7 protein-coding genes and 1 pseudogene are annotated in these 6884 nt (G+C 66.5%); 3 read left to right on the top strand and 5 right to left on the bottom strand.

Annotation, left to right across the window (positions count from 1 at the left end; translation table 11 throughout):
* Together LI92_RS23000 and LI92_RS08895 are read right to left on the bottom strand one after the other, a co-directional pair.
* On the bottom strand, positions 1–267 hold a 267-nt coding region (locus tag LI92_RS23000; RefSeq protein WP_152665392.1), incomplete at its 3' end, for a hypothetical protein.
* A 166-nt stretch (positions 268–433) separates the two neighbouring features.
* Complete coding sequence (locus LI92_RS08895) at positions 434–1333, bottom strand: hypothetical protein (protein ID WP_192830012.1); 900 nt, start codon at positions 1331–1333, stop codon at positions 434–436.
* Positions 1334–1427: 94 nt separating this feature from the next.
* On the opposite strand from LI92_RS08895, the pseudogene LI92_RS08890 reads away from it, so the two are divergent.
* Positions 1428–1796, top strand: a pseudogene (locus LI92_RS08890) (hypothetical protein); the annotation flags it as partial.
* A gap of 6 nt (positions 1797–1802) precedes the next feature.
* Here LI92_RS08890 and LI92_RS08885 read toward each other — a convergent pair.
* Positions 1803–2939, bottom strand: coding sequence for a PrsW family intramembrane metalloprotease (locus tag LI92_RS08885; protein ID WP_502691422.1), 1137 nt, complete (start codon positions 2937–2939; stop codon positions 1803–1805).
* 163 nt (positions 2940–3102) lie between these two features.
* Here LI92_RS08885 and rpsA point away from each other — a divergent pair, with 163 nt between their 5' ends.
* Together rpsA and coaE are read left to right on the top strand one after the other, a co-directional pair.
* Positions 3103–4542 carry a 30S ribosomal protein S1 gene (rpsA, locus tag LI92_RS08880; protein ID WP_046318187.1) on the top strand — a complete coding sequence of 480 codons (1440 nt, stop codon included), beginning with the start codon at positions 3103–3105 and terminating at the stop codon, positions 4540–4542.
* A gap of 25 nt (positions 4543–4567) precedes the next feature.
* Complete coding sequence (coaE, locus tag LI92_RS08875) at positions 4568–5794, top strand: dephospho-CoA kinase (protein WP_046318185.1); 1227 nt, start codon at positions 4568–4570, stop codon at positions 5792–5794.
* Positions 5795–5825: 31 nt separating this feature from the next.
* On the opposite strand, the gene LI92_RS08870 is transcribed toward coaE, so the two are convergent.
* Together LI92_RS08870 and LI92_RS08865 are read right to left on the bottom strand one after the other, a co-directional pair.
* Positions 5826–6251, bottom strand: coding sequence for a hypothetical protein (locus LI92_RS08870; RefSeq protein ID WP_046318182.1), 426 nt, complete (start codon positions 6249–6251; stop codon positions 5826–5828).
* Between the two features lie 40 nt (positions 6252–6291).
* Entirely contained in the window at positions 6292–6825 is a 534-nt protein-coding gene (locus LI92_RS08865) for a ribonuclease FAU-1 family protein (protein WP_046318180.1), read from the bottom strand.
* Positions 6826–6884: the final 59 nt, after the last annotated feature.

Below are 6884 nucleotides of genomic sequence, written 5' to 3'. Positions count from 1 at the left end.
CAGAAGATCCTTGAAGCTGACTTTGGCGCTGTCGCCCAGAAGATCCTTGAAGCTGACTTTGGCGCTGTCGCCCAGAAGATCCTTGAAGCCCGCCTTCGAGCTCTCACGGACCACGTCCCTGGCGAAGTCGTCCATCATCGACTTCAGTTCCGAGCCTGGTGGCATCAGACTCTGGTTGAGAGCATCAAGGATCTCGCTACCATTCCCTGAGTCGGCCAAAAGCAACCGGCGCACTGTCGTCAGGGTCTCCGGGTCCAGTTCACGCACGTTGTCACCTCTGCAATCTTGGAATATGCCCTAAGCTACCGATCCGGTCTGATCGATCCGCTTGAAGCCACACGCGTCTAAAGCGATCTTCAGGATTGCGTAGGCCGTCGCAAGACGCATTCTGAACGCCTACGTGTTCACAACCTGCCTGTCAAAGAACGACTAGCTAATCCGCTGTATCGGCTGGCCGTATCGCCGGCCCGAACATCTTCTCGAGGGCGGCAGCGGCGGCATGCATCCTCGCCTTGTCTTGCGGATTGTTGGGATCTCCTTCCAGTCCGACCAGACGGTTGATATATCCCGGCCCGCTGCTTGGCTTCAGATCAAACCAGCTGTAGGGATGGTTATCGGCGAGTATGGCCGGCAGTATCGGAGAGTCCTTGTGAAGCGGGATCTCCCACTCATCCCAACGGGATGCGTCATCGAAACGGTCGCTGACCAAATCCCAGTCGTCGTCGCCGACTGTTTCGTCGTCACCCGAGTGGGCTGGGATCTCATCGAACAACTCCGGCATGTCCTGAAGCATTTCTTGCGCTCTCGCCAGAGCGGGGCCCATCAGCAGCTCATCGAAATAGCAACCAGCGCGGTCAAATGGCAATGTGCCGCTTTCGATTTCGTTGCCGACCTCAATGCAGCGCTCCTGAGCCTTGGCCGCCCACGCACGATTGTCGTTGACGTGGATCATGACGCGACGGTCGAAATAATTAAACGGTTCAACTTCATGCAGTGGCGTGCTGGGTTCCTTCAGCCACTGGTCAATATCTACATCGGCCCACCAATGCAGCGCGCACACAAGTGCGTACGCCTGCCGCGGCGTGAGGGCGTAGCTGTCGCCCCATCTGTGTTCGTACTGGTGAGCCACTTCGCTGGCGCGGCGGCGCCGGTCGTCCTCCCTGACTGCTTCCTTGTCGAGGACCACCGTGCACCTGGTGCGGGTCTTGGGGGCGACGGCGTCAGGATCGTCTTCCCAGCGGCGCCACGTCGCCAGGCTGATTCCGGCCAGCGCGGCGGCGGCGGTTTGGGTGAGATTCATGGCCTCGCGGCGATCTCTTCGTTCGTTCCGCACGACATCCACAGTAATTGAGCACTCATGAGTAGTCAACCTGTCTAGATTGGCATGCCGGGCCTTGGACCCTTAGCCAAAGCGTTTTTTCGCCAGTCGTTTACACCATCTCGTCAAGACGTTCTGGGGCTGGCGCGACAAGCAGCTGCCGGACGGGACGCTGATCCTGACCTCGCCGTCGGGGCAGACCTACGTCACCACCCCGGGCAGCGCCCTGGTGTTCCCGCAGCTGTGCACACCGACGGGGGAGCTGGCGCCACCACGGCAGGCACCGGATGCCGCGTGTGGCGAGCGCACCGCACTGATGCCGCAGCGCCGGCGCACCCGCGCCCAGCACCGTGCCGCCCGCATCGCCGCCGAACGCAGTCACAACCGCCAGGCCCGCCAAGCCGGGTGCAGCACCGATGGTGTCGCGGGGACCGGGGTCTCGCCACCCGACCCCGACGACGATCCGCCGCCCTTCTAGCGCCGGTCAGCGCCGCACCAGAACCGGCGACCGGTAACCGGCCATGGTGTAGAGCACCGGGGCGGCGGCCCGCGCTGCCAGCACGCCGTAGGCGTCCTCGTACTGGGCGGCGAACACCTGGGGGTCGCCGAAGCCGCGGTCGATGCGGTCGCGCATGAAGGCCAGCCGGACCACCTGGGCGGCGAAGCGCTTGACGGCCCGGCCGGCGGGCCGACCGCCGATCCGGGTGGCCTCGCGGATCGCCATCCTGCGGTGGCGGATCGATCCCAGCCATGTCGCCTCGTTGGGGCTGATCAGCCCACTTGCCACCATGCCGGGCAGCTTGCTGGCCACCAGGTGCTGTTCGTGGCGGCGGCTCAGCATGCCCAGCAGCACCATCAGCAGGAACACCGGAGCCAGCCAGAACACGTAGGTCGCCAAAAACAGCTGCCCGCCGCCCATCGCCAGCGAGGCGTTCCACGAGGCGTGCATGGTCACCGCCGCCAGGTAGCCGAGCAGGATCAGGATGGCTTTCGACCAGAAGCCGTGCCGGCGCAGCGCGAAGAACACCCCGATCCCGGTCATGGTGGTGAACAGCGGGTGCGCGAACGGGCCGAAGATCAGCCGGGCGATGGCCACCGCGGCCAGCTGGGCGGGGGAGTCGGCCGGCGCGATGTAGACGATGTCCTCCATCCAGGCGAAACCCACCGCGGTGACACCGGCGTAGACCATGCAGTCGGTCATCGAGTTCAGCGCCAGACGGCGGCGCCCGGTCAGCATGATCAGCAGGAACAGTCCTTTGGCCGCCTCCTCGATGAACGGTGCCTGGATGGCGGCTATGTCGAAGGTCTTCGACACCAGTGGCCGAACCTCCGCCACCGAAGATCCGAAGGTCTCCAGGCCCACGGCGAGCACTACCGCGACCGAGGCACCCCACAAGAACGCCAGCTGCAGCAGGCGGCGCGGCTCGGGCTCCCAGCGGTCCAGCCACCGGTAGCACAGCAGCACCACCAGCATCGACATGCTCGACAGCACCAGCGCGGTCAGCGTCCCGCTCGGGTTTGCGGCAGTGAACAGCAGCAACAGGAAGATCGTCAGGATGGAGAGCAGGACGAGGACGATGAGCGGCGCTCCGACCTTCCGCCGGTTCCGCATCTGAGGCATAGCGACGGAGCGTAGCCACCGGTTTGTCCAGCGTGCAACGCGTCGAGTAGCCTCAACAGGTAGGCCTCGACCAGTTCTTGTCCAAGATCGTGGCCACCGCATGCCCAGCATGCGTGACATCACCCGTCCCTACTACGTCAAAATGTCCGGAGCAACCCCACACATGCCAAGTCCCACCGTCACCTCGCCGCAAGTAGCCGTCAACGACATCGGCTCGGCCGAGGATTTTCTCGCCGCCATCGACAAAACGATCAAGTACTTCAACGATGGCGACATCGTCGAAGGGACCATCGTCAAGGTTGATCGGGACGAGGTCCTGCTCGACATCGGTTACAAGACCGAAGGGGTCATCCCCTCCCGCGAACTGTCCATCAAGCACGACGTCGACCCCCACGAGGTGGTGTCCGTCGGTGATGAGGTCGAGGCCCTGGTCCTGACCAAAGAGGACAAAGAAGGCCGCCTGATCCTGTCCAAGAAGCGCGCCCAGTACGAGCGCGCCTGGGGCACCATCGAGGAGCTCAAGGAGAAGGACGAGGCCGTCAAGGGCACCGTCATCGAGGTCGTCAAGGGCGGCCTGATCCTCGACATCGGCCTGCGCGGCTTCCTGCCGGCCTCGCTGGTGGAGATGCGCCGGGTCCGCGACCTGCAGCCCTACATCGGCAAAGAGATCGAAGCCAAGATCATCGAGCTGGACAAGAACCGCAACAACGTGGTGCTGTCGCGTCGCGCCTGGCTGGAGCAGACCCAGTCCGAGGTGCGCAGCGAGTTCCTCAACCAGCTGCAGAAGGGCGCCGTCCGCAAGGGCGTCGTGTCCTCGATCGTCAACTTCGGCGCCTTCGTCGACCTGGGCGGCGTGGACGGCCTGGTGCACGTCTCCGAGCTGTCCTGGAAGCACATCGACCACCCGTCCGAGGTCGTTCAGGTGGGCGACGAGGTCACCGTCGAGGTGCTCGACGTCGACATGGACCGCGAGCGGGTTTCGCTGTCGCTCAAGGCCACTCAGGAAGACCCGTGGCGCCACTTCGCCCGCACCCACGCGATCGGCCAGATCGTCCCGGGCAAGGTCACGAAGCTGGTGCCGTTCGGTGCGTTCGTCCGCGTCGAGGAGGGCATCGAGGGCCTGGTGCACATCTCCGAGCTGGCTGAGCACCACGTCGAGGTGCCGGACCAGGTGGTCGCCGTCGGCGACGACGCCATGGTCAAGGTCATCGACATCGACCTGGACCGCCGCCGGATCTCGCTGAGCCTCAAGCAGGCCAACGAGGACTACACCGAGGAGTTCGACCCCTCGAAGTACGGCATGGCCGACAGCTACGACGAGCAGGGCAACTACATCTTCCCCGAGGGCTTCGACGCCGAGACCAACGAGTGGATCGAAGGTTTCGACAAGCAGCGCACCGAGTGGGAGGCCCGCTACGCCGAGGCCGAGCGCCGGCACAAGATGCACACCGCGCAGATGGAGAAGTTCGCCGCTGCCGAGCACGCCGAGTCCCGCTCGGGCGCCAACGGCTCGCACCGCGACGAGGCTCCGGCCGGCGGTTCGCTGGCCAGCGACGAGCAGCTCGCCGCGCTGCGGGAGAAGCTCGCCGGCAACAGCGCCTAGCGCGCGCCCAACCGAAGGGGCGCAGATGCTGCGTATCGGTCTGACCGGCGGTATCGGCGCCGGGAAGTCGACAGTGTCGGCTACCTTCAGCCGGGGCGGTGGCGTCATCGTCGACGGTGACGTCATCGCCCGTGAGGTCGTTGAACCCGGCACCGAAGGCCTGGCCAAATTGGTCGAGGCCTTCGGGCCGGGGATCTTGCTGCCCGACGGCGCCCTGGATCGTCCGGCGCTGGCAGCGATCGCCTTCAGCGACGATGACAAGCGGGCCACGCTCAACGGCATCGTGCACCCCTTGGTGGCGCACCGCCGGGCGGAGCTGATCGAGGCCGCCGGCCGCGATGCGGTGATCGTCGAGGACATCCCGCTGCTGGTCGAGTCGCAGATGGCCCCGCTGTTCCCGCTGGTGGTCGTGGTGCACGCCGACGTCGAGACCCGCCTGGCCCGGCTGACCGAGATCCGCGGGATGTCCGAGGCCGACGCGCGGGCCCGGATCGCCGCGCAGGCCACCGAGCCCGAGCGGCGCGACGTCGCCGACGTCTGGCTGGACAACTCCGGCAGCCCGGAAGACCTGGCCGCCCAGGCGCTCGAGCTGTGGGAGCAGCGCATCCTGCCGTTCGCGCACAACCTGAGCAGCCGCACGACCGTGCCGTCACCGACACGGCTGATGCCGGCCGATCCCACCTGGGCCGACCAGGCGCAACGAATCCTGGCACGGGTGCGCACCGCCTGCGGGCACCGGGCGACCCGCGTCGACCACATCGGCTCGACCGCGGTGCGGGGGCCGGAGGCCCTGGAAGCCCGAGACGTCATCGATGTGCAGGTCACGGTGCAATCCCTGGCGGTGGCCGACGAACTGGCCGAATCCCTGCTGAACGCCGGCTATCCCCGGCTGGCGGACATCACCGCCGACAACGGCAGGCCCGATGCCCGCAGCACGGTCGCCGAGTTCGATCACGCCGAGGACCCGGCCTTGTGGCGCAAGCGCATTCACGCCTCAGCCGACCCGGGGCGAGCCACCAACGTCCATATCCGGGTGCAGGGCTGGCCCAATCAGCAGTTCGCCCTGCTGTTTCCGGCCTGGCTGTCGGCCGACGCCGACGCCCGCGCCGAGTACCTGGCCGTCAAGCGCGAGGCCGAACAGGCCGGGATCGACGGCGGGCTACCGGCATACGCCAAGGTCAAGGAAGCCTGGTTCGACACCGCCTACCGGCAGGCGTGGGCCTGGGCCGACGACACCGGATGGCGCCTGTAGGTCCTCGGCGTTCGCTACCTGCGGCCTGCGGTCAGGCCATGCTGCTGATCAGGGCCCCGCAGAGCATCGCACCGGTGTGGGGGTCATTGGTGTTGCCCCAGGTGTTGATGAAGCGTGAGCTCTTGACCGTGGTGACCTCGTCGACCTTGATCTCGCAGTGCACCGTTGCGGTGGTCGGGAAGCGCAGCCGGATCACCATCCCCGCCTTGCTGGGGTCGGTCATCACGGTGTTGGCCTCGAACGGGCTGCCGAACGCGTCGAGGTCCGCGCTGGCGGTCTCGTAGTCGTTGCGCATGAAGGTGACCACGTTGCCGCTGGACCAGGCGTCGACCTTGGCGATGTAGGTCACGTTGTGCAGTTCGTCGGCGGCTGCCGCCGGTACCGGGATCAGCTGACCGCACCCGAACAGGGCCGCGATCGTCGCGGCGGCGACACCGATTCGCAGTTTGGCGTTCATATCAGCGGATTTTAGCGTGGTCTGGCCGCAACCCCGGACCTCATCGGTCTGTCGCGCTGCCGGCCTCGGAACTTCCGCGCCAGGTCACCGGCATGCCCAGGCCGCCCAGCCAGCGCTGCAGGTCGTAGCCGTTGCGGGCCAGGCCGTCCACCGCGGCCACCGCCCGCAGCACCGCGCGCTCGGCGTCGTGCCGGCTCAACAGGCCCTCGCCCACGGCGGCCATCAGCTCGTCGGTGTCGGTGAGCTCGACCCCGGCCCCGGTGCGGACCACCAGGTCCAGATAGTGATCCCGGGAGTGCCAGATCGCGGGACCGGCGGTGTATTCGCCGATGTCGAGGTAGAAGTCCTGCTCGTGCTCGTGCCCGGCATTGAAGTGGAAGACGCTGGCCCGCAGGCCCAGGCCGGGAAGCAGCCAGGACTCCAGGTAGTGGAACTGGGCCCGGCCGGGGGTGGGGCGCGCCATGTACAGGCCCCACGGGTGCACGGTGTACACGTCGACGGCGCGCACCACCCCTTTCGGGTCGGTGTTGGTGTAGCCGGACACGTCGAAGGTCTCTTCCTTGGGCGGATGCACCGCGACGCCCTCCTTCCTGGGCCGTTCGCGCCGGCTGGCGCTGTCGGAGGCGCGGCCTA

Source organism: Mycobacterium sp. UM_Kg1 (genome assembly GCF_000972925.1).
In the GTDB taxonomy this organism is placed as follows: Bacteria; Actinomycetota; Actinomycetes; order Mycobacteriales; family Mycobacteriaceae; genus Mycobacterium; species Mycobacterium hiberniae.
Note: the sequence above shows the minus strand (reverse complement) of the source record. Positions and strands in the feature narration are given on the sequence as shown.